The organism is Pseudomonas sp. G166, from assembly GCF_037027455.2.
Classification (GTDB): domain Bacteria; phylum Pseudomonadota; class Gammaproteobacteria; order Pseudomonadales; family Pseudomonadaceae; genus Aquipseudomonas.
Genome location: NZ_CP146985.1, coordinates 1,590,061 through 1,609,437 on the forward strand (window position 1 = coordinate 1,590,061; position 19,377 = coordinate 1,609,437).

The window sequence follows — 19,377 nt, forward strand, 5'->3', positions numbered from 1 at the left end:
GATGCCCGACCAAAGCCGTCTGTTCCACCGTGGCGGGGCCTGTATACTTGCGCTCTATTTGAGGAGCGCTCCATGGTCGAAGATGTTGAACTCAATCGCCTCTACTGGCACAGCCGCCGCGGCATGCTTGAGCTGGACGTGTTGCTGGTGCCGTTTGTGAAAGAGGTTTACCCCCATCTCAATGAAGTGGATCGTGCCTGCTACGTCCGTCTGCTCGAATGCGAGGATCAGGACATGTTTGGCTGGTTCATGGAGCGCAGCGAATCCGAAGACCCGGAGTTGCAGCGCATGGTTCGGATGATCCTGGACCGTGTCCAGCCCAAGTAGTCGCTTCGAATGCCGCTGGCATGCCTCCGGGCACTTGCTGGCGGCCTATCTCCTGGCCCAGGTGTTCGCCCTGGGTGCGTTGTTTCTGTTGTCTGTCCCGTTCTGGCTCGCCGTGCTGGGTATTGCGCTGTGCCTGGCTCATGGCGCCTGGACGATACCTCGACATCTGTTGCTGAGTCATCGCCGAGCCTTTTGCGGCTTGCGTCGTGATGCCGCAGGCTGGCAGCTCTGGAGCCGGGCCCGTGGCTGGCAGCCGGTGCAGTTGCGCGCCGACAGCCTGGCCCTGCCAATGATCGTCGTATTGCGTTTCCGCCTGCCGGATGAATGGTGGGTCCGGTCGCTGTGCGTGCCCCGCGACGCGCTGGCGCCGGATGAACATCGGCGCCTGCGGGTGCGGCTCAGGTTCAGTCGGCGTAGGTGGGCGGCACCAGGATAGTGTCCAGCGCCTCGGGCAACAGGTTCGGGTAGTCGAGGGTGTAATGCAGTCCCCGGCTTTCCTTGCGCTCCATGGCCGAGCGGATCATCAATTCTGCCACCTGGGCCAGATTGCGCAGCTCGATCAGGTCGCGGCTGACTTTGTAGTTACTGTAGAACTCATCGATTTCATCGAGCAGCAGGCGCACCCGGTGCTGCGCCCTTTGCAAGCGCTTGTTGGTGCGCACGATGCCGACATAGTCCCACATGAAACGCCGCAATTCGTCCCAGTTGTGCGCAATGATCACGTCTTCATCCGAATCGGTGACCTGGCTGGCGTCCCAGGAGGGTAGGGCGGTCGGAATGGCGATTTGCGGCAACTGCTGCAGAATGTCTGCCGCTGTCGAGCGTGCATAGACGAAACACTCCAGCAGTGAGTTGCTGGCCATGCGGTTGGCGCCGTGCAGGCCGGTGAAGCTGGTTTCGCCAATGGCATACAGCCCTGGCACGTCGGTACGCCCCCGCTGGTCGACCATCACGCCCCCGCAGGTGTAATGCGCCGCTGGCACCACCGGGATCGGTTGCTTGGTGATGTCGATGGAAAATTCCAGGCAGCGCTCGTACACCGTCGGGAAGTGGCTCTTGATGAACGCTTCGGGTTTGTGACTGATGTCCAGGTAAACGCAATCAATGCCCAGGCGCTTCATTTCATGGTCGATGGCCCGGGCGACGATGTCCCGTGGCGCCAGCTCGGCGCGCGGATCGAAGCGCTGCATGAAGCGTTCGCCGTTAGGCAGCTTCAAGTGGGCGCCTTCGCCTCGCAGGGCTTCAGTCACCAGGAAGCTCTTGGCCAACGGGTGATAAAGGCAAGTAGGGTGGAACTGATTGAACTCCAGGTTCGCCACTCGGCAACCAGAGCGCCAGGCCATGGCGATGCCATCACCGCAGGCACCGTCGGGGTTGCTGGTATACAAGTAGACTTTCGCCGCGCCACCGGAGGCCAGGATCACGAAGCGCGCGCCGTAAGTGTCGACTTCGCCAGTGCTGCGATTGAGCACATAGGCGCCCAGGCAACGTTCGCCATCCAGGCCCAGGCGTTTTTCGGTGATCAGGTCGACCGCGACGCGCTGTTCGAGCAATTCGATATTCGGTCGTTGCCGAGCCTTGGCCAGCAGAGTCTTGAAGATCGCCGCGCCAGTGGCATCAGCCGCGTGAATGATGCGTCGATGGCTGTGACCGCCTTCGCGAGTCAAATGAAACTCGAAACCGCCGTCTTCGGTGCCGGATTGCTCGTCGCGGGTGAACGGTACACCCTGGTCGATCAGCCACTGGATGGCTTCCCTGCTGTGTTCGACGGTGAAGCGCACCGCCTCTGGATTGCACAGGCCACCGCCGGCGTTGAGGGTGTCTTCGACGTGGGATTCAATCGTGTCGGTGTCATCCAGTACGGCCGCGACACCGCCTTGGGCCCAGAATGTCGAACCGTTGGCCAGGTCGCCTTTGCTCAGCACTGCGATGCGCAGATGCTCAGGCAAAGTCAGTGCAAGGCTCAATCCGGCGGCGCCGCTGCCGATTACCAGAACATCGTGTTGGAACTGTTGGCTCATTTGGAAGGTTTCCGCTCAAAGCGACCCGGGTCGGGGTTGGCGCAAGACATCCGCATCAACGGGTCAGGCAGCCACGCAGCCCACTAGTATATAGAGGGGGGGATCGGCACAATAGCCGGGCATTCATGGCAATGTGAAACCAGGGTGACAGAAAAGCGACACGCTTCGTCGGATCACGATTTGGGTGGATGGGCGATAAGGCGGCCGTTTCGAGGACAGAACGCTGTTTTTCTCGTCCTGGTTGCCCAATGTTCAATTCACAGCGCTATAAATAGTGGGAACTTTTGCCAGGCGCCTACGTTCAATAGACGGTTGTCTGCAAAAGGGAGCAGCGTCGGGTTGGTAGAAGATTTCGATTCGAGTCTTTGCCGTTAGGCCCGCCGACAGATTATTCGCGCAGCCGGGGCATCTCGCGCTGCGTTTTTCGTGCGTGCCGAGATCAGAGCGCGCCGGAAACTTGCTTGAAAGGGGGAGAACTTTTGCGAAAAGCCCGAGTCTATGTTTGCAAGCCCGGTCAATTAGTAATGCAAGCCTCCTTCGAGCTTATCGAGGAGTGTTCATGCTAACCCAGGAAGAGGATCAGCAGCTGGTCGAGCGCGTACAACGCGGCGACAAGCGAGCTTTCGATCTGCTAGTGCTGAAATACCAGCACAAAATTCTCGGGTTGATCGTGCGTTTTGTGCACGACACCCATGAAGCCCAGGATGTTGCTCAGGAAGCCTTTATCAAGGCTTACCGTGCACTTGGAAATTTTCGCGGAGACAGCGCGTTTTACACGTGGCTTTACCGCATCGCCATCAACACGGCGAAAAACTATCTGGTTTCACGCGGCCGCCGGCCGCCGGATAGCGATGTGAGTTCCGAAGATGCAGAGTTCTATGATGGCGATCATGGTCTCAAGGATCTCGAATCACCGGAACGAGCGTTGCTGCGGGATGAGATCGAAGGCACCGTCCATCGAACTATCCAGCAACTGCCTGAAGATTTGCGTACGGCTTTAACTTTACGTGAATTCGACGGTCTGAGTTACGAGGACATTGCGAGCGTCATGCAATGTCCGGTGGGTACCGTGCGCTCCCGGATTTTCCGCGCTCGGGAGGCCATCGATAAAGCCCTGCAACCGTTGTTGCAGGAAAACTGAGACAGCGGCGACAGCCAAGAGAGGAACGCCATGAGTCGTGAAGCCCTGCAGGAATCGCTGTCCGCAGTGATGGATAACGAAGCGGACGAATTGGAATTGCGTCGGGTGTTGAATGCCTTCGACGATGTTGAAACCCGTGAGACCTGGGCTCGTTACCAGATCGCCCGGGCTGTCATGCACAAGGACCTGCTGCTTCCGCGTCTGGACATCGCTGCGGCCGTTTCTGCTGCATTGGCTGACGAAGCCGTACCGGCAAAAGCTTCCCGCGGACCATGGCGCAGCCTGGGTCGCCTGGCAGTTGCCGCTTCGGTCACCGTAGCTGTTTTGGCTGGTGTACGCCTGTATAACCAGGATGAGATTGCTGGCGTGCAGATGGCACAGCAGTCCACCCAGCCTGGCCTGGCTGCTCCACAGGTCAAGGGCCCGGCGGTACTGGCCGGTTATAGCGAAAGTTCGGAAGCTGCAGGTCCAATGGTCAACGGTGTTCTGCAAGGCCAACCCGGCTGGCATGATCAGCGTCTGCCCAACTACCTGCGTCAGCATGCCCAGCAGGCTGCCTTGAAGGGTACCGAGAGCGCGCTGCCTTACGCCCGTGCTGCCAGCCTGGAAAACCGTTAAGGAGGAATATTGCGCGCCATACCTCTATTCACGCTTTTGCTGGGTGGCTGGTGTGCTGTTCCAGCCTATGCCGGTGAGGCTCAAGATTGGTTGAATCGTCTGAGTCAGGCCGAGCAGCAGCAAAGCTTTCAGGGCACTTTCGTTTACGAGCGCAATGGTAGTTTTTCTACCCATAACATCTGGCATCGTGTCCAGAATGGCAAAGTCCGCGAGCGGTTACTCCAGCTCGACGGTTCGGCACAGGAAGTCGTACGCATTGATGGCTATACTCAATGCGTCAGCGGCTCCCTGATCGCAGGGCTGGGCAATACGCCTGATGGCACCGCACGTGCGCTCGATCCGCAAAAACTCAAGAATTGGTATGACCTTGCTGTCATTGGCAAGTCGCGCGTGGCCGGGCGTCAAGCGGTCATTGTGTCATTGACGCCCAAGGACCAGCATCGCTACGGTTTCGAGCTGCATCTGGACAAAGAGACGGGCCTGCCGCTCAAGTCGTTGTTGCTCAACGACAAGGGCCAATTGCTCGAGCGCTTCCAGTTCACTCGCTTGAACATTGCAGAGCCGTCAGACGGCGAATTGCAAGCCAGTTCCGAGTGCAAGGCGGTCGCGCAGGAGCCGGGTACAGCTACTGCGGTGAAGGCTGCCTGGCACTCGGATTGGCTTCCGCCTGGTTTTGAATTGTCCAGCAGCACTACACGCAAGGATCCGGACACCCAGATCCAGGTCAATAGTCTGATGTACGACGATGGCCTGGCTCGCTTCTCGGTGTTTCTGGAGCCGTTGAACGGCGCTACCGCTACCGATACCCGCACTCAGCTTGGCCCGACGGCTGCTGTCTCCCGTCGCCTCACGACGCCTCAGGGTGAAATGATGGTCACGGTGGTCGGCGAGATACCCATCGGGACAGCGGAACGGATTGCGCTCTCCATGCGATCCGATGTCACGGCTACTCAATAGTGCTGCTTGGGTGGTTCGATTGCGCAAGAGGCTGATAACGCCAGGGCTTGATCGAGATGCCGAAACTTTCTGTCAGCATTTTCATTTGCAAAACTTCAGGTTTTTTTCTATAGGTCAGAGCCGCTCGGCTCTGGCCTTGTCTGTTCCCGGAACAAAAATACCGGCGTATCTTGCCTTGGTGTTTCTTGCTCCATATCGCTTAACCATGCTCGTCGTAACGGGAGCCGTATGTCGATACCACGCTTGAAAACCTATCTCTCTATTTTTGCCACCGTGCTGGTGCTCGGTCAGGCCGTGCCTGCGGTGGCGGTCGAGTTGCCTGACTTCACTCAACTGGTCGAGCAGGCTTCCCCAGCGGTGGTGAATATCAGTACCACCCAGAAGCTGCCGGATCGCCGGGTGTCGGATCAACAGATGCCCGACCTGGAAGGTTTGCCGCCGATGCTGCGCGAGTTCTTCGAGCGCGGCATGCCGCAGCAACCGCGTTCACCCGGCGGGGGCCGTCAGCGTGAAGCCCAGTCCCTGGGCTCGGGCTTCATAATCTCGCCCGATGGTTACATCCTGACCAACAACCATGTAATCGCCGATGCTGACGAAATCCTGGTGCGCCTGGCTGATCGCAGTGAGCTCAAGGCCAAGCTGATCGGCACCGACCCACGTTCCGACGTGGCGTTGCTGAAAATCGAAGGCAAGGATCTGCCGGTACTCAAGCTGGGCAAATCCCAAGACTTGAAAGCCGGCCAGTGGGTGGTGGCCATCGGTTCGCCGTTCGGCTTCGACCACACCGTGACCCAAGGCATCGTCAGTGCCATCGGTCGCAGCCTGCCGAATGAAAACTATGTGCCGTTTATCCAGACCGACGTGCCGATCAACCCAGGTAACTCCGGTGGTCCGTTGTTCAACCTCGCCGGTGAGGTGGTGGGCATCAACTCCCAGATCTACACCCGTTCGGGCGGGTTCATGGGCGTGTCCTTCGCCATTCCGATCGATGTTGCGATGGACGTCTCCAACCAGCTGAAAAGCGGAGGCAAAGTCAGCCGCGGCTGGCTGGGCGTGGTCATCCAGGAAGTGAACAAGGACCTGGCCGAGTCGTTCGGGCTGGAGAAGCCGGCTGGTGCGCTGGTGGCGCAGATCCAGGAAGGTGGGCCGGCTGCCAAGGGCGGCCTGCAAGTGGGTGACGTGATCCTGAGCATGAACGGTCAGCCAATCGTCATGTCCGCGGACCTGCCGCATTTGGTCGGCGCCTTGAAGGCTGGTGCCAAGGCCAATCTGGAAGTGATTCGCGAAGGCAAGCGCAAGAACGTCGAATTGACTGTCGGTGCCATTCCTGAAGAAGGCAAGGAACTCGATTCGCTGTCTAAGTCCGGTGTCGAGCGCAGCAGCAACCGCCTGGGCGTGGCCGTGGCCGAACTGACCGAAGAGCAGAAGCGGACCCTGGAGCTCCAAGGTGGCGTAGTGATCAAGGAAGTGCAGGAAGGGCCTGCCGCTTTGATCGGCCTGCAGCCGGGCGACATCATTACGCACCTGAACAACCAGGCAATCGGTTCCGCCAAGGAGTTCACCGATATTGCCAAGGCACTGCCGAAGAATCGTTCGGTGTCGATGCGGGTTCTGCGTCAGGGGCGTGCGAGCTTCATCACCTTCAAACTGGCCGAATGACCGGTTAGCGGCTCAATAAAAAACCGCCTCGACAGAGGCGGTTTTTTTGTGCGCGATGAATACTCAGCCCATCATGTCCTTGACCATGCGCTCTTGCTCCATGAGCTCTCGTTGTCGCGCATCGATGCGTGACGACAGCGGGAAGTTGGTGCCGGCACGGCGTTTGGCGAAGTCCAGTTGCTGGATCGCCTGACGGTAATCGCCTACCAGGGCGAAGTACTCGGCACGCGCCTGGTGCAAGCCGATGATATTGCCCGACAGCCCACGGGTCTCGGCCACCATGTACCAGACGTCAGGGTCGTCCGGACGGGTCTTGAGCAGGTTCTCCAGAGCCTTCTCGGCGTCGGCGGGGCGGTTCTGCTTGAGCAACAGGTCGACGCGCACCTGATTGAGCGGATAGTTGCCCGGGTATTGGCTCAGCATGCGGTCGACGCGAGATTGCGCGTCGGCCAGCTTGTTGCTGGTGATGTCCAAATCAACCTGGGCCAGGTTGTAGATGATCTCGTTGGGCGATTTGGCCAGCAGCGGTTTGAGATTCTCCCGGGCTTCATTCAACTGGCCACCCTTGATCTGCGCAATTGCCAAGCCATAACGGGCCACGTCGTTCTTCGGGTTCTCATCCAGTTGCGCCCGGAAGCGCTTGGCGCCCAGGCCAGGTGTTTCTTCATAGATCAACTGGACTCGGGCGCGAATCAGTTGATAGCGCACGCTGTCCTCGATGCCACCCGGTTTGGCCTGTTCGGCGCGGTTACGGGTGTCGGCGATCCGGGATTCGGTTACCGGGTGAGTCAGCAGGAATTCGGGCGGTCTGGCATCAAAACGATACTGGCGCATCAGGCGTTCGAACATGGTCGGCATGGACCGCGGATCGTAGCCGGCCTTTTCCAAGTTCTGGATGCCGATGCGGTCGGCTTCCTGTTCGTTCTGGCGCGAGAAACGTCGTTGTTCCTGGATGGCGGCCGCCTGGGTCCCGGCAATGGCCGCGATCCCGGCGTCACCGCCACCGGCGGCGGCAATCACGATGCCGGTCAGCAACGCCGCCATCATCGGCACTTGCATGCGTTGCTGGGCCTCGACGCCACGGGCAAAGTGGCGCTGCGACAAGTGCGCCAGTTCGTGGGCCATGACTGAGGCGTATTCGCCTTCGGTCTGCGCATTGAGGAACAGGCCACCGTTGACCCCGACGATTCCGCCGGGGGCGGCGAAAGCGTTGAGCTGAGGGCTGTTGATCAGGATGAATTCCAAGCGTCGGTCATTGACCTGGCTGGTCTCGACCAGCTTGTAGACGCTGGACTCGACGTAGTCCTTGAGCTGTGGGTCGTTGAGCTGTGAAACCTGGCTGCGCAGCAGGGCCAGCCAGGCGCGCCCCAGCTGGTGTTCCTGTTCCGGTGAAACGATGGCAGAACTGGCATCGCCAAGTGACGGCAAGTCGTCGGCGAAGCCCGGTGAGGCAAGCAGGCAAGCGAGCGTCAGCAGGGTGGGGCGCAGAAATGTCATGCACGGAGCCTTAGTCGACAAAGACCCTACTGTAGCCGGACACCGGGCGCGGGACCAGATATTCTAAGCCGCTCAACCACTGCTGCGGAGTGAACCGATGACCGATGCTGTAGCCCACGATGCCGAATTGGACGCCAGCGGCCTGAATTGCCCGCTGCCGTTGCTCAAGGCCAAGCTGGAACTCAATCGCCTGGCCAGCGGTGCGGTGCTCAAGGTGACCGCGACGGATGCGGGCTCCCAGCGGGATTTCCGCACCTTCGCCCGACTGGCCGGTCATACGCTGCTGCATGAAGAAGACGATAGCGGCGTCTACCGTTACTGGCTGAAGAAAGCCTGAAAAATCGACAGTGTTTCTTAAGGATTTTTAATGTTCAAAGTGTTACGCGACTGGATCCAGCGCTACTTCTCCGACGAAGAGGCTGTGGTGCTGGCAGTGCTGCTGTTCCTGGCCTTTACTGCGGTCCTTACCCTGGGCGGAATGCTGGCGCCGGTGCTGGCGGGGATGGTGCTGGCGTACCTGATGCAAGGATTGGTCACGACGCTGGAGCGCTTGCGGTTGCCGGGTGCGGTGGCGGTAGGCTTGGTGTTCGCCCTGTTCATGGGCTTGTTGTTGGTGTTCATCGTCGTGATCGTGCCATTGCTCTGGCACCAGTTGGTGACGCTGTTCAACGAGTTGCCGGGGATGCTCGCCAAATGGCAGTCCGTGCTGTTGCTGCTGCCCGAGCGTTACCCGCACTTGGTGTCTGACGAGCAGGTGTTGCAGGCCATCGAAGTGGTGCGCGGCCAGATCGGCAAGTTCGGCCAGTGGGCGCTGACGTTTTCGCTGTCCAGTTTGCCACTCCTTGTAAACATCATGATCTACCTGGTGCTGGTACCGATCCTGGTGTTTTTCTTTCTCAAGGACCGGGAAATGATCGGGCGTTGGGTCCGTGGCTATCTGCCCCGCGAGCGAGCGCTGATTACCCGGGTAGCCCAGGAGATGAACCGCCAGATCGCCAATTACATTCGCGGAAAAGTCATTGAGATTTTTATCTGCGGCGCGGTGACTTATGTCGGTTTCGTGGCCCTGGGCCTCAATTACGCCGCACTGTTGGCGTTGCTGGTGGGCATTTCGGTGGTGGTGCCCTATGTCGGCACCATCGTGGTAACCGTGCCTGTGGCGTTGATTGCGCTGTTCCAATGGGGTTGGAGCGACCAGTTCATTTATCTGATGGCGGTCTACGGGATCATCCAGACCCTGGATGGCAACGTGCTGGTACCGCTGCTGTTCTCCGAGGCGGTGAACCTGCATCCGGTTGCGATCATCTGTGCGGTGTTGTTGTTTGGCGGGTTGTGGGGGTTCTGGGGGGTGTTCTTCGCAATTCCCCTGGCGACGCTGTTCAAGGCGGTGCTGGATGCGTGGCCGAGCAAGGAGCCGATTGTGGCGCCGTTGCTGTAGCGGATGCTTATGGCCTCATCGCAAGCAGGCTCGCTCCCACTTTGAGCCTGCGTGGTGGCATAGAACCCTGTGGGAGCGAGCCTGCTCGCGATAGCGCCAGAGCAGGCAACGAAAACCTCAGGCCTTGTTCAGCGCCTGAGCCGCCGCCAACACCGCATCCACATGCCCAGGCACCTTCACGCCACGCCATTCCTGGCGCAGCACGCCGTCCTTGTCGATCAGGAATGTGCTGCGATCAACACCCAGGTACTCCTTGCCATACAGCTTTTTCAGCTTGATCACGTCGAACAACTGGCAGACGGCTTCGTCCTTGTCGCTGATCAGCTCGAAGGGAAACTCCTGTTTGCACTTGAAGTTCTCGTGGGACTTGAGGCTGTCCCGGGAAACGCCGAACACCTCGGTGTTGGCGGCCTTGAACTGCGCATACTGGTCCCGAAAACCCTGGCCTTCGGTGGTGCAGCCCGGGGTGCTGTCCTTGGGGTAGAAGTAGATCACCACCTGCTGGCCTTTGAGGGCGGCGAGGCTGATGGTCTGCCCGCTGGTGGCGGGCGCCTGGAAATCGGTAACTGGCTGGTCGACGGCAACGGCCATGAACGCTTCCTTACATTGGGTTTTGTGGGCGCCACGGTTCGATCAGTGCATCCAGGTTCATCGCATCGGCGAAATCCAGGAACTGATCGCGCAGCCAACTGATCTGGGTGCCGGCCGGCAGGGTCACGGTGAACGTGGCGTTGAGCATGGTGCCGCCGGTCTGCGGGGCCTGGTAGGTGTCGCACGTCAGGTTTTCCAGCTCGACCTGATGGTCCATGAAAAACTGGCACAGCTCGTTGATGATGTCCGGCCGATAGGCCGAACTCACATAGGCCACGTAGGGCAGGGCCTGGGGACGGTTCTCCAGGGCGGCGCTGCGCACGACGTTGACGGTGAAGGCGTGTTTCTTGGCCAGCACCGGCAGGCTGCCTTCCAGGCGGGCCAGGGCGTCCCAGCTGCCGGAGATTTCGAGCACGAGTGCACTGCATTCGCCATGGCGGGTCAGGCGAGAGGTTACGACGGCGCAGCGATTTTCATGGCTGGCGCGGCACAGGACGTTAGTCAGCTCCATGGGGTTGGCGCCAAGGGCACTGATAACAAGGAATTGTTCGCGGACTGTGGGGGTGGACATGCAGCATTCCTAAAGCGATGAGCGGTCGGTACTTTTGCAGCTCGACACGGCGTCAGGCCCGGATAAACGAACGGCTCAAGCCCTGGGCCTGGGGTTGCGCTGCGTTCCGAGGACGACGGGAACGCACCAGGACAAACGCAGGATCGGGGCTTGTGGCGACGAAAACGGAGGCTGGGAACCGGTGAATGAGCTTATCAGTACCGATCAAAGCATGAAGGGTAGCGAAAACCATCGCCAAGGGGAATGGTAGTTCGCTTGTACAAGCATCTTGGCGCCAGTACCATTACCGCTCTCTTTTTCCGGCAGGAGCGGTTTCATGATTGCGGGCAGTATGGTGGCACTGGTCACACCCATGGATGCACAAGGGCGTCTTGACTGGGCCAGCCTCAGCAAACTCGTGGACTTCCACCTTAACAACGGCACCCATGCCATTGTCGCCGTCGGTACCACCGGCGAGTCGGCAACCCTCGATGTCAACGAGCATATCGAAGTCATCCGTGCCGTGGTCAAGCAGGTCGCCGGCAAGATTCCTGTTATCGCCGGTACCGGTGCCAACTCGACCCGCGAAGCCGTCGAGCTGACCCGCAACGCCAAGGAAGCCGGCGCCGATGCCTGCCTGCTGGTCGTGCCGTACTACAACAGACCGACCCAGGAAGGCTTGTACCAGCACTTCAAGCATATTGCCGAAGCGGTCGATATCCCGCAGATCCTCTATAACGTTCCCGGCCGCACCTCCTGCGACATGCAGGCCGAGACCGTGATTCGCCTCTCCACCGTCCCGAACATCATCGGCATCAAGGAAGCCACCGGCGACCTGACCCGCGCCAAAGCCATCCTCGATGGCGTGAGCAAGGATTTCATCGTCCTTTCCGGCGATGATCCGACCGCGGTCGAGCTGATCCTGATGGGCGGCAAGGGCAATATTTCCGTCACCGCCAACGTCGCGCCGCGCGAAATGGCCGACCTGTGCGAGGCCGCGCTCAAGGGCGATGCCGAAACCGCAAGGGCACTCAACGAAAAACTGATGCCGCTGCACAAAAACCTGTTTCTCGAAGCCAACCCGATCCCGGTGAAGTGGGCCTTGGTTGAAATGGGCTTGATGCACGAAGGCATCCGCCTGCCACTGACCTGGCTGAGCACTCCTTGTCACGAACCGCTGCGGCAGGCCATGCGCCAGTCCGGCGTCCTGGTTTAATTGAGGAAGTACAACGCATGAAGCGAATGGCCGGACTTTCCGCACTTGCCTTGATTATCTCCAGCACCAGCGGCTGCGGATGGATCTGGGGGCCGGAAGGTTATTTCCGCGACCGGGGTAGCGATTACCTGCAGGCGCAACAGACTGCACCGATGCAACTGCCACCTGATGTCAGCGTCGCCAAACGCCTGGATCCGCTGCTGCCGATCCCGCGCAACGTGGCCGACGACAGCGTCAAGGGCGAATACGTTGTCCCACGTCCGCAGCCGCTGTCGGCCATGGCCGATGCCAGCGACTACACCCTGCAGAAGAGTGGCGATTCGAGCTGGGTCATGGCCCAGCATCCACCGGCCGAAGTCTGGCCCGTGGCAATCCAGTTCTTCCAGGACAACGGTTTCCGCCTGGACGAACAACGTCCGCAGACGGGTGAGTTCACCACCACCTGGCAACGTTCCGATGAGCTGTCCGCTGCCATGGCCAAGCGCATGAGCGCCGCCGGCGTCGCTGCCGACAGCGAAAGCCGCGTGCGGGTGCGTATCGAGCCGGGCGTGCAGCGCAATACCAGTGAAGTCTATGTGGTCAGCGCCCAGCGTCCTGCCGGTAGCACCGCTGACGTGGCGTTTACCAACCGTTCGGTCAATACCGGCCTCGACGCTGCGCTGGTGGACGACATGCTCGCCAGCATGAGTCGTACCGCCGAGCAGGGTGGTTCGGTCTCGATGCTGGCGTCCAAGGAGTTCGATGCGCCGAGCCGTGTCAGCCTGAGCGAAGATGGCAGCGGCAACCCGGTGCTCAACGTCGGCTCCGACCTGGACCGTGCCTGGTCGAGTGTTGGCCGTGCACTGGAGCAGGGCGAATGGCGGGTTGAAGACATCAACCGCAGCCTGGGCCTGTACTACATCAACCTCGCCGAGAAGGCCGAGAAGAAAGACGAGAAGCCTGGCTTCTTCAGCGGTCTGTTCGGCGGCAAGCCGGACAAGGAAGAAGTTGAAGCGCGCGCCGAGCGTTATCAGGTTCGCTTGAGCAAGGTGGGCGACAACGTTCAGGTGACCGTCGAGAAGAACATCAACACCGTGGCGCCGGCCGATGTGGCCCGCAAGGTGTTGGGCGTGATTCAGGACAACCTGGGCTGATCCGATGCGTTTTGCCGTTCTCGGCAGCGGTAGCCAGGGCAACGGCACGCTGGTAGCCAGCGCCGGCACGTATGTGCTGGTCGATTGTGGTTTCTCCCTGCGGGAAACCGAGAAGCGCCTGTTGCGCCTGGGTGTGCATCCGGCGCAACTGAGCGCGATACTGGTGACCCACGAACATGCCGATCACGTGCATGGCGTGGGTTTGCTGTCTCGGCGCTACAATCTGCCGGTCTACCTCAGTCGCGGAACGCTGGGTGGCCTGCGCAAGCCCATCGAGCCCGCTGGTTTCGTGGCCGGGGGCGAGCAACTGCGCATTGGTGCCCTGGATATCAGTGTGGTCAGCGTGGCGCACGATGCCCGGGAGCCGACGCAATATGTGTTCTGCGACGGCGAGCGGCGTTTCGGCTTGCTCACCGACCTGGGGTCATATTGCGAGCGGGTGATGGACAGCTATCGGGACCTCGATGCGTTGATGATCGAGTCCAACCACTGCCGCGACATGCTGGCGCGCGGTTACTACCCGTACTTCCTCAAGCAGCGGGTAGGCGGGGAGCGCGGACATTTGAACAACCATCAGGCGGCGTTCCTGGTGGCCGAGTTGGGCTGGCAAGGCCTGCAACACCTGGTCCTGGCCCATCTGAGCAGCAAGAACAACCTGCCGCAGCTGGCCCGGCAATGTTTCGTCGACACCCTAGGGTGCGACCCGGACTGGCTGCAACTGGCCGATCAAGATTCAGGGCTCGACTGGCGACATATCGCCTAGCCCACTACTTAGCAAGCGGAGCCCATCATGGAAAAACGTGAAGAACTCTACCGCGGCAAAGCCAAATCGGTTTACAAGACCGACGACGCTGACCGCTTGATCCTGCTGTTTCGCAACGACACCTCGGCGTTCGACGGCAAGCGCATCGAACAGCTCGACCGCAAGGGCATGGTGAACAACAAGTTCAATGCCTTCATCATGCAGAAACTCGAAGCCGCCGGCGTGCCGACCCAGTTCGACAAGCTGCTGGGCGACAACGAATGCCTGGTCAAGAAACTGGACATGATCCCGGTCGAATGCGTCGTGCGTAACTACGCCGCCGGTAGCCTGGTCAAGCGCCTGGGCGTGGAAGAGGGCATGAAGCTCAACCCCTACACCTTCGAGCTGTTCCTGAAGGACGACGCCAAGGGCGACCCGTTCATCAACGAATCCCATGTCGTGGCGTTCGGTTGGGGCACCGCCGAGCAACTGGCTCGCATGAAGGAGTTGTCCCTCAAGGTCAACGAAGTGCTGAGCAAGCTGTTCGACGACGCCGGCCTGCTGTTGGTGGACTTCAAGCTTGAATTCGGTGTGTTCAGCGACGGTTCCATTGTCCTGGGCGACGAATTCAGCCCGGATGGCTGCCGCCTCTGGGACAAGGCCACCAAGAAGAAGATGGACAAGGACCGCTTCCGCCAGGGCCTTGGTGATGTCATCGAAGCCTACGAAGAAGTCGCCCAGCGTCTGGGTGTACCGCTGTAATCGACGCAAGCATCTGATAGCACGGAAAAAATTTCGCTCGGGGGTTCGCTTCCGACAAATGTGCTGGTATGATGCGCGCCACTGGAGAGATGCCGGAGTGGCCGAACGGGACGGATTCGAAATCCGTTGTACTGGCGACAGTACCTAGGGTTCAAATCCCTATCTCTCCGCCATTATTGAATACGACTAAGCCCCTGAAATGGTTGAACATTTCAGGGGCTTTTTCGTTTCTGCGTTTTGGTTCAGGACAGTTTTGGGCCAAAAAGACTCGTTATGCTGCCGTCCGAGCCTGCTCTGTGGATGCGTTTGATAGGTTGACTGTCGACTTGGAAAAGGGGCGGGAGACTTAGACGCGAGATAGCTTGGACCACTGAGTCACCTGGGATATCTCATCGTACCGTGGTGGGGGCTGTCAGAAATTACTCTCGGACACCGAGCTTGTCCGGCGCCCTTTTCAAGGCGATATCTGTCCCCCGCAAACGTTTTTCCCACGACAAAAAATCTGTTCGTGCGGCCCTCCCAGCCCCAGTACTTCATTGTGACAACTAGACTAATGGTCTATAGCTCAAGTCATGCTTGCCGATAGGTAAGGCAATCCAATCAAAGGAGTGTCCCCCCATGCCGCGGTTCTTTGCCGATCTTGGCTTCCGCTGGAAAATCACCCTGCCAATTGCTTTCCTGGCGCTGTTGCTAGTGCTGATGGGGTGGTCGGGCATGCGTGGCATCGATCAGGTGACGCAGTCGAGCACACAGCTGACCAAGCGTAATTTGCCGGCCATCAGCCTGTTGCTCAATGCCGATCGCGATCTCTACCAGGCTTTTGTGGCCGAGCGCAGCCTGCTCGGTGGCAATGCGGGGGGGCATCTGGAGGCTCTGCGTGCCAGCCATAGGGACAACCTGAAGCAGGCTTATGATCGTGTGCAGAAATATGCCTCGATGCAGCCGGGGGCCGAGGCGCTTGCGCTGGTTAGTCAGTTCAATGACCGCTTTGCCCAGTGGTCGCAGGTATCGCGGCAGGTCGTCGAGCTGGCCGCGAGCAATCCGCAAGCGGCAAGCACCCTGAGTTTTGGTGATGGTGAAGGTAAGTTCGATACCATGCGCGATGCCATCGACAAGCTTGGCGAGCTGGAGGATGAAGCAGCGCTTCGCGAGGGGCAGGCAGCGATCGATCATGGTCAGGCCGTGGGGGTGCAACAAGGTGGCATTCTGTTGGTGGGGCTGCTCGGTTGCATCCTGCTGATTGTTGCCCTGCCAATGGTTGTGCTGCGTCCAATGCGTCGGTTGCTGCACCGGGTTGAGCAAATTGCCGAAGGTGGCGGTGACCTGAAGGGGCGGCTCGAGGTGCGTTCGGCTGATGAGTTGGGGCAGCTTAGCGGTGCCTTCAACCGCTTTCTCGACAAGCTGCAGCCGCTGATTGCCGAGGTGGGCCGGGTGACCGGGGAGGTCGATGCCGCGGCGCGTAACATGGCCAACATGGCGGCTACCAACGACAAACTGATCAGCAGCGAGCATGCGGCGCTCGATCAGGTCAGTACGGCCGCGACCCAGATGAGCGCCGCCGTGCATGAGGTGGCCCACAGCGCGCTGAATGCTTCGGACGCCGCGCAGCAAGCCACCAGTCAGTCCCGCGATGGCGCCGAGGTTGTCAGCAGCACCATCGAGTCGATCCGCCAACTGGCCCAGGAAGTGGAAAGCGCTTCTGGCACCATCGAGGCATTGGCCCAGGAGACCTCCAGCATTGGCGCGGTACTCGAGGTCATTCGAGGCATCGCCGAACAAACCAATCTGCTGGCGCTGAACGCCGCCATCGAGGCTGCGCGGGCCGGCGAGCAAGGCCGCGGGTTCGCGGTCGTGGCCGACGAAGTCCGGGCGCTGGCGGCGCGTACCCAGGACTCGACCAAAGACATCCAGGTTCGCATCGAGCGTCTGCAAGCCGGTGTCGCCAAGGCCGTACAAGCCATGCACGTTGGTAGCACCAAGGCCCGCGACAGTGTCGAGCGCGCCGCGGGCGTCGATCAGGTACTCAGCGGCACTGGTGGGTCAATACGACGGATCAACGACATGGCCGCGCAGATTGCCAGCGCGTGCGAAGAGCAAAGTAGTGTCACCGAGGAGATAGCTCGCAACATCTCCGACATCCGTGACTTGTCCAACGAAGCGGCGGAGAACTCCGCCCAGAGCATGCAGGCCAGTCGGCAGCTTTCCAGCCTGTCGATGAGTCTGGCTGAGCTGACTGGCCGCTTCCGGGTCTGAGGCAGGGGCGAGCGTGGGCACTTGCGAATCTTTGGCGGCGCTCACCAAGGACCGCCAGCAAGCCTTGCATCAGGACGGTTTTGTCCTTTTGCCCGCAGTGTTGAACAGCGCGCAGATCATCGATCTGCGCCGTGCAGTCGATCAACTCAAACCCCAACACTGGGACTACAGCGGCGTCATTGACCACTACAAATGTGTCTTCAATCGCGATCCGTTCTGGCTGCCATTTCTGGATATGAGCGGGGTGATCGAGTTGGCGGAGGCGGCTTTGGGGGAGGACTGCCATATCATCGGCCAGACGGCCTGGCGCTGCCATCCTGGGTTTGTCGGGGCCCCCTTGCACCTGGACTATCTGGTGATGGAATTGCCGCCAGATCTGCTGATCGATCCAGCGTTTGAGTTGCCGATGCAGATTTGCACCGCGCAGTTTTACCTTGATGACATCGATGCCGACTTGAGTCCTACGTGCGTCATCCCTGGCAGCCATCGGGCGGGGCGGGCGCCAATGACGGGCGAGACACAGTGGCGGGGGCGATCCGCCCAACCGGTGTTGTGTCGGGCTGGCGATGTGCTGATGCTGCGCAGCGAGTTATGGCATGCCGGCAGCGACAACCGGACCGCCGACCGCACGCGCTACCTGCTGCAGGTGCACTATGGCCGGCGGATGGTCGCGCAGAAGTTCTCGCCTTACCTGCACTGGCAATTCAATCCGGTCGTGCTGGCTGCAGCGACACCTCGCCAACGACGCCTTTTGGGTGATCACCAGGAAGCTGAATACGATTGAGTTCCTGGCGTATTCAACGGGGCAAGGATGGGGAAGTAGTCTCAGATCCAGACGTCATTGACTGCCGTTCGCTCATTGGTTTGCTCGCCGGTATTGATGACGCCACGAGGTTCGATCAGCAGCAGCTTCACTTCCCGGGCGGCGAAGGGCTTGTGCTCGATGCCCTTTTTGACGACGTACATCTCGCCGGGGCCAATCGTCACCGCACCGTCACGAAAGTCGATCCGCAGTTCGCCTTCGAGCACGATAAACGTTTCATCGGTGTCGGCGTGGCTGTGCCAGACGAAGTCACCTTCGAGCCGGGCGATCTTGAATTGGTAGTCGTTCATTTCAGCCACGACTTTCGGCGTCCATTGTTCCTGGAACAGGGCGTACTTTTGAGCGAAGTTGATGGGCGAGTATTGAATGGTCATCGGGGCATGCTCGTGTTGTGAGGGGATAAGCGCCACCTTACTGTCCTGGTCGGAGGCGGTATTGCATGATCGTGCAGCTTTTGCAGCGCCAGGCTTGGGCTTCAGCGGAGCATTTTCAGCCAGCGTGCCGGTGAGATACCGAACGCCTGGGTATGCAGCCGGGTCATGTGGCTCTGATCGAAGAAGCCACTGGCCAGCGCGGCATCGCTCAACGGCATGCCGTGGAATATCAGGCGACGGGCCTCATTCAAGCGACGCTGGGTGATGTAGCGATAGGGGCTGGTGCCGTACAGCGCACGAAAGTCCCGGGACAGGCTCCACCGGTCCCGACCGCTTGCCTGGACCAAGTCATCCAGGGTAATGGCCTGGTCAAGGGCATCATGGATGAACAGGCGTGCACGTTCCGCCGCCGGGTAATCGAGCAAGCGCCGCCCGCGCCGGTCGCCCGCGGCGATATCGAGTGCCTGGGCCACGTCGTAGATGGCGTCCTCTTCCTCCAGCGGGTCGAGGCGATGATCCATGCTGTTCAACAACCTGCGGGTGGCGATATTGAGGCGAGGGTCGCTCGATAACCCACCTTCGATAAAGGGTAGCGGTCTGCCGCCCAGCACTTGCTGGATCAATGACGGTTCAATGTAGAACATCCGGTAACGAAAGCCATCGCTCGTCCCCGCCTCACCATCATGAACCTCATCCGGGTGCAGGACGATGGTTCCACCGGGCTGGCTATGACGCTTGCTGTGCCGGTAATTGAAACTCTGGACACCGGAAAGCGTGACCCCGATGGCGTAGGTGTCATGCCGGTGGGTGGTGTAGCCATGGCCACTGAAATAGGCTTCGATGCGTTCCAGCTTCCTGGACTCAGGCGCCCGCACCAGCCAGTCGCGATTGTGGTTGGATTGAATCATTGGGACTGGCCTCTCGCTTTTGTTTGTACACGATACCTTTCTGGCGGGCCCGGGTTGAGGCCGCAGAAAGCTGCTCACACCGGAGCAGCTTACGGGTCGATACCGCGCGGGCTGTCTAGATTTCCTTCACGGGCGTCTCGCCCTGAACATTTTTGATCAGGCCGATGACGTGAAGGCAGTCAGCCTTGTTCACATAGGATTCGCCGCTGGCGATCGTTTCGTGGTTGCCCGCTCTCAAACGCCAGCGCCATTGGCCTTTTCCGCTGCTTGGGGTGCCTCGGGTCTGCCTGTAGATTTCAAAATACATCGGTTCGCTCCATGCGATTAACTCATTCAAGACATGCATTGCACATGTCGTTTCAAGCCT

The 19,377-nt window shown here is 59.9% G+C and carries 21 protein-coding genes and 1 tRNA gene; 15 read left to right on the forward strand and 7 right to left on the reverse strand.

Translation table 11 applies throughout. From position 1 onward, the window contains the following. Positions 1-72: 72 nt before the first annotated feature. Together SGN16_RS07160 and SGN16_RS07165 are read left to right on the forward strand one after the other, a co-directional pair. Positions 73-327, forward strand: a complete 255-nt coding sequence (locus SGN16_RS07160; RefSeq protein ID WP_003184348.1) for a succinate dehydrogenase assembly factor 2 — start codon at positions 73-75, stop codon at positions 325-327. Further along, positions 311-763, forward strand: coding sequence for a protein YgfX (locus SGN16_RS07165; RefSeq protein WP_335943606.1), 453 nt, complete (start codon positions 311-313; stop codon positions 761-763). The genes SGN16_RS07160 and SGN16_RS07165 overlap by 17 nt, the downstream gene beginning before the upstream one ends. Here the strand turns inward: SGN16_RS07165 and nadB are convergent. Further along, complete coding sequence (gene nadB, locus SGN16_RS07170) at positions 732-2,348, reverse strand: L-aspartate oxidase (RefSeq protein WP_335943607.1); 1,617 nt, start codon at positions 2,346-2,348, stop codon at positions 732-734. The genes SGN16_RS07165 and nadB overlap by 32 nt on opposite strands. Before the next feature lie 559 nt (positions 2,349-2,907). Between nadB and rpoE the strand changes: the two genes are divergently transcribed. The 4 genes from rpoE to SGN16_RS07190 all read left to right on the forward strand — a co-directional run bounded on the left by rpoE (position 2,908) and on the right by SGN16_RS07190 (position 6,723). Further along, positions 2,908-3,489, forward strand: a complete 582-nt coding sequence (gene rpoE / locus SGN16_RS07175) for an RNA polymerase sigma factor RpoE (RefSeq protein WP_003172477.1) — start codon at positions 2,908-2,910, stop codon at positions 3,487-3,489. A 30-nt stretch (positions 3,490-3,519) separates the two neighbouring features. Then, complete coding sequence (locus SGN16_RS07180; protein ID WP_210643295.1) at positions 3,520-4,107, forward strand: RseA family anti-sigma factor; 588 nt, start codon at positions 3,520-3,522, stop codon at positions 4,105-4,107. A gap of 9 nt (positions 4,108-4,116) precedes the next feature. After that, a complete protein-coding gene (locus tag SGN16_RS07185; RefSeq protein WP_335943609.1) occupies positions 4,117-5,064 on the forward strand; it encodes a MucB/RseB C-terminal domain-containing protein in 948 nt (315 codons plus the stop codon). A gap of 228 nt (positions 5,065-5,292) precedes the next feature. Continuing rightward, entirely contained in the window at positions 5,293-6,723 is a 1,431-nt protein-coding gene (locus SGN16_RS07190; protein ID WP_210643297.1) for a DegQ family serine endoprotease, read from the forward strand. A 63-nt stretch (positions 6,724-6,786) separates the two neighbouring features. On the opposite strand, the gene SGN16_RS07195 is transcribed toward SGN16_RS07190, so the two are convergent. Then, positions 6,787-8,220: a M48 family metalloprotease gene (locus SGN16_RS07195; protein WP_335943610.1), complete on the reverse strand. Its 1,434-nt coding sequence runs from the start codon at positions 8,218-8,220 to the stop codon at positions 6,787-6,789. Positions 8,221-8,317: 97 nt separating this feature from the next. Here SGN16_RS07195 and SGN16_RS07200 point away from each other — a divergent pair, with 97 nt between their 5' ends. Both SGN16_RS07200 and SGN16_RS07205 read left to right on the forward strand, forming a co-directional pair. Then, positions 8,318-8,557 (forward strand): sulfurtransferase TusA family protein, encoded by a 240-nt coding sequence (locus tag SGN16_RS07200; protein WP_335943611.1) that lies wholly within the window; start codon positions 8,318-8,320, stop codon positions 8,555-8,557. Between the two features lie 30 nt (positions 8,558-8,587). Further along, a complete protein-coding gene (locus tag SGN16_RS07205; RefSeq protein WP_335943612.1) occupies positions 8,588-9,658 on the forward strand; it encodes an AI-2E family transporter in 1,071 nt (356 codons plus the stop codon). Positions 9,659-9,775: 117 nt separating this feature from the next. Here SGN16_RS07205 and SGN16_RS07210 read toward each other — a convergent pair whose 3' ends face one another. Together SGN16_RS07210 and SGN16_RS07215 are read right to left on the reverse strand one after the other, a co-directional pair. Then, entirely contained in the window at positions 9,776-10,249 is a 474-nt protein-coding gene (locus SGN16_RS07210) for a peroxiredoxin (RefSeq protein WP_210643301.1), read from the reverse strand. Between the two features lie 10 nt (positions 10,250-10,259). Beyond that, positions 10,260-10,820, reverse strand: a complete 561-nt coding sequence (locus SGN16_RS07215; protein WP_210643302.1) for a glycine cleavage system protein R — start codon at positions 10,818-10,820, stop codon at positions 10,260-10,262. Between the two features lie 316 nt (positions 10,821-11,136). Here SGN16_RS07215 and dapA point away from each other — a divergent pair, with 316 nt between their 5' ends. From dapA to SGN16_RS07250, 7 genes are all read left to right on the forward strand, one after another. Continuing rightward, entirely contained in the window at positions 11,137-12,015 is an 879-nt protein-coding gene (dapA, locus tag SGN16_RS07220; protein WP_210643303.1) for a 4-hydroxy-tetrahydrodipicolinate synthase, read from the forward strand. Positions 12,016-12,032: 17 nt separating this feature from the next. Continuing rightward, a complete protein-coding gene (gene bamC, locus SGN16_RS07225) occupies positions 12,033-13,148 on the forward strand; it encodes an outer membrane protein assembly factor BamC (protein WP_210643304.1) in 1,116 nt (371 codons plus the stop codon). A gap of 4 nt (positions 13,149-13,152) precedes the next feature. After that, the gene (locus SGN16_RS07230) at positions 13,153-13,911 is read left to right on the forward strand and encodes an MBL fold metallo-hydrolase (protein ID WP_210643305.1); all 759 of its coding nucleotides are present in this window, start codon (positions 13,153-13,155) and stop codon (positions 13,909-13,911) included. Positions 13,912-13,938: 27 nt separating this feature from the next. Then, entirely contained in the window at positions 13,939-14,652 is a 714-nt protein-coding gene (purC, locus tag SGN16_RS07235; RefSeq protein ID WP_016963914.1) for a phosphoribosylaminoimidazolesuccinocarboxamide synthase, read from the forward strand. A gap of 83 nt (positions 14,653-14,735) precedes the next feature. Continuing rightward, positions 14,736-14,825, forward strand: a tRNA-Ser gene (locus tag SGN16_RS07240). 445 nt (positions 14,826-15,270) lie between these two features. After that, a complete protein-coding gene (locus SGN16_RS07245) occupies positions 15,271-16,905 on the forward strand; it encodes a methyl-accepting chemotaxis protein (RefSeq protein ID WP_210643306.1) in 1,635 nt (544 codons plus the stop codon). Between the two features lie 13 nt (positions 16,906-16,918). Further along, on the forward strand, positions 16,919-17,689 hold the full coding sequence (locus SGN16_RS07250) for a phytanoyl-CoA dioxygenase family protein (RefSeq protein ID WP_335943613.1): 771 nt from the start codon (positions 16,919-16,921) through the stop codon (positions 17,687-17,689). A 41-nt stretch (positions 17,690-17,730) separates the two neighbouring features. Here the strand turns inward: SGN16_RS07250 and SGN16_RS07255 are convergent, their stop codons facing one another. From SGN16_RS07255 to SGN16_RS07265, 3 genes are all read right to left on the reverse strand, one after another. Continuing rightward, entirely contained in the window at positions 17,731-18,102 is a 372-nt protein-coding gene (locus tag SGN16_RS07255; RefSeq protein ID WP_210643308.1) for a cupin domain-containing protein, read from the reverse strand. Between the two features lie 101 nt (positions 18,103-18,203). Continuing rightward, entirely contained in the window at positions 18,204-19,010 is an 807-nt protein-coding gene (locus tag SGN16_RS07260; protein ID WP_210643309.1) for an AraC family transcriptional regulator, read from the reverse strand. Positions 19,011-19,125: 115 nt separating this feature from the next. After that, on the reverse strand, positions 19,126-19,317 hold the full coding sequence (locus SGN16_RS07265; protein ID WP_210643310.1) for a DUF1508 domain-containing protein: 192 nt from the start codon (positions 19,315-19,317) through the stop codon (positions 19,126-19,128). Positions 19,318-19,377 lie beyond the last annotated feature (60 nt).

Coding starts and splice junctions, on each gene's coding strand:
- SGN16_RS07160 (WP_003184348.1), top strand. CDS start 73: ATGGTCGAAGATGTTGAACTCAATCGCCTCTACTGGCACAGCCGCCGC.
- nadB (WP_335943607.1), bottom strand. CDS start 2,348: ATGAGCCAACAGTTCCAACACGATGTTCTGGTAATCGGCAGCGGCGCC.
- rpoE (WP_003172477.1), top strand. CDS start 2,908: ATGCTAACCCAGGAAGAGGATCAGCAGCTGGTCGAGCGCGTACAACGC.
- SGN16_RS07180 (WP_210643295.1), top strand. CDS start 3,520: ATGAGTCGTGAAGCCCTGCAGGAATCGCTGTCCGCAGTGATGGATAAC.
- SGN16_RS07190 (WP_210643297.1), top strand. CDS start 5,293: ATGTCGATACCACGCTTGAAAACCTATCTCTCTATTTTTGCCACCGTG.
- SGN16_RS07195 (WP_335943610.1), bottom strand. CDS start 8,220: ATGACATTTCTGCGCCCCACCCTGCTGACGCTCGCTTGCCTGCTTGCC.
- SGN16_RS07200 (WP_335943611.1), top strand. CDS start 8,318: ATGACCGATGCTGTAGCCCACGATGCCGAATTGGACGCCAGCGGCCTG.
- SGN16_RS07205 (WP_335943612.1), top strand. CDS start 8,588: ATGTTCAAAGTGTTACGCGACTGGATCCAGCGCTACTTCTCCGACGAA.
- SGN16_RS07210 (WP_210643301.1), bottom strand. CDS start 10,249: ATGGCCGTTGCCGTCGACCAGCCAGTTACCGATTTCCAGGCGCCCGCC.
- SGN16_RS07215 (WP_210643302.1), bottom strand. CDS start 10,820: ATGTCCACCCCCACAGTCCGCGAACAATTCCTTGTTATCAGTGCCCTT.
- dapA (WP_210643303.1), top strand. CDS start 11,137: ATGATTGCGGGCAGTATGGTGGCACTGGTCACACCCATGGATGCACAA.
- bamC (WP_210643304.1), top strand. CDS start 12,033: ATGAAGCGAATGGCCGGACTTTCCGCACTTGCCTTGATTATCTCCAGC.
- SGN16_RS07230 (WP_210643305.1), top strand. CDS start 13,153: ATGCGTTTTGCCGTTCTCGGCAGCGGTAGCCAGGGCAACGGCACGCTG.
- purC (WP_016963914.1), top strand. CDS start 13,939: ATGGAAAAACGTGAAGAACTCTACCGCGGCAAAGCCAAATCGGTTTAC.
- SGN16_RS07245 (WP_210643306.1), top strand. CDS start 15,271: ATGCCGCGGTTCTTTGCCGATCTTGGCTTCCGCTGGAAAATCACCCTG.
- SGN16_RS07255 (WP_210643308.1), bottom strand. CDS start 18,102: ATGACCATTCAATACTCGCCCATCAACTTCGCTCAAAAGTACGCCCTG.
- SGN16_RS07260 (WP_210643309.1), bottom strand. CDS start 19,010: ATGATTCAATCCAACCACAATCGCGACTGGCTGGTGCGGGCGCCTGAG.
- SGN16_RS07265 (WP_210643310.1), bottom strand. CDS start 19,317: ATGTATTTTGAAATCTACAGGCAGACCCGAGGCACCCCAAGCAGCGGA.